Below are 1,746 nucleotides of genomic sequence, written 5' to 3' on the forward strand. Positions count from 1 at the left end.
GTCGCGCCGCCGGGGCCGGTGCGTGCCGTGCGCGAGGGGCGGGCACGAGCGCCGGGCCGGCCCCCGCGCCCACGCCCCTCATCCCGCCGGCTTGAGCGGCAGCAGCGCGCTGATGCGGAACCCGCCGCCGGGTCTCGGTCCGGCGTCCAGCGTGCCGCCGACCATGCCGACCCGCTCCCGCATGCCGATCAGCCCCTGCCCGTGTCCGTCGGCGCCCCGGTCCTCCTGCATCGCGTGCGCGGCGCCCCGGCCGTCGTCCTCGACGAGCAGCCCGAGGCCGTCGTCGAAGTAGACGAGCCGGACGCTCGCGCCGACGTCGGGCCCGCCGTGCTTGCGGCTGTTGGTGAGCGCCTCCTGCACGATGCGGTACGCGGTGAGCTCGACGCCGCTGGGCAGCGGGCGCGGGGTCCCCTCGACCTTGAAGTCGACCGTGATCCCCGCCTGCCGCACCTGCTCCACCAGGACCTCGATCTGCTCCACGTCCGGCTGCGGCACGTACTCGCCGCTCTCCTGGCCGTCACCGGTGCGCAGCACGCCGAGCAGGCGGCGCATCTCCGCCAGGGCCTGCCTGCCCGTGCCCGAGATCGTCTCCAGGGCCTGCTTGGCCTGCTCCGGAGCACCGTCCAGCACGTACGCGGCGCCGTCCGCCTGCACCACCATGACGGAGACGTTGTGCGCGACGACGTCGTGCAGCTCCCGTGCGATGCGGGCGCGTTCCGCCGCGACCGCCACCTTGGCCTGCGCCTCCCGCTCCTTCTCCAACCGGGTCGCGCGCTCCACCAGCTGGTCGAAGTAGGCGCGGCGGGTGCGCATCGAGTCGCCGAGGACCCAGGCCAGCACGAACGGGACGGTCAGCACGAGCGTGAAGAACACCCGGCCCGGCAGGCTCACGTCGTGCATCGGCCATCGCACCTGCGAGACGGGGGCGGCGACGACGCCCCCGACGAGCGCCAGGCGCGAGGCCCACCGGCGCCCGCCCTGGGCCGCGACCGTGTAGATGACGACGAGCATGGCGAAGTTCGCGACGCCGGGCCGTACGTCGAGGGCCAGCTGCCCGATGCCGAGCGCCGCGACCAGGACCACCATCTCGTCGGCCGCCCGCCGGCGCAGCGCCACCGCGAGGCTGTAGAGCACCGCGAGCAGCACGGCGGCGAGCCGGTGCGCGACCCCGGACTGCTCCTCCACCGCCCACAGCGACGACACCCCGAGGAGGACGACGGCCCAGAAGCCGTCGACGCCCATGGGGTGTCTGCGGAGGAAATCGTAGAGGCGCTGCACGTGACCCAGCGTAAAGAGGCGGACAAGGCGGAGGGGTCAACCGGAGGGTCGATCCGGTCGGCGGAAGCGTACTCCCCAAGGTGGAGACTGGGCGCGTGACGAGGGAAGCGGCAAACCGGGAGCGGGACCGGGCGCGCGGCTGGCGCGCGGCGACGGAGGACGCCCTCTACGGGCCGGACGGCTTCTACGTCCGCTCCCGCCCGGCGGCCCACTTCCGTACCTCGGTGCACGCGTCGCCCCTGTTCGCGGCCGCTGTGAGCCGCCTCCTCGCGATCACGGCGGCCGCCCTGGGCACGCGCGACGCGGCCTTCGTCGACATGGCCGCGGGCCCGGCGTGTCCGAGGGCGTCGCCGGCTGGACGTACGCGGGCAAGTACCCGTACTACATCCCGTTCTCGCTCTACCCGTTCATCGGGAAGATCGGCGGCCGCGAGGTCCTCGACGCGATCGACAACCTGGAGCCCAACGC

General features: G+C 74.1%; 1 protein-coding gene. It reads right to left on the minus strand.

The window, feature by feature from the left end:
• Positions 1-78: 78 nt before the first annotated feature.
• Positions 79-1,278 carry a sensor histidine kinase gene (locus tag L1885_RS28030; RefSeq protein ID WP_235799948.1) on the minus strand — a complete coding sequence of 400 codons (1,200 nt, stop codon included), beginning with the start codon at positions 1,276-1,278 and terminating at the stop codon, positions 79-81.
• Positions 1,279-1,746 lie beyond the last annotated feature (468 nt).

This window comes from Streptomyces fuscigenes (assembly GCF_021556455.1).
Taxonomy (GTDB): Bacteria; Actinomycetota; Actinomycetes; order Streptomycetales; family Streptomycetaceae; genus Streptomyces; species Streptomyces fuscigenes.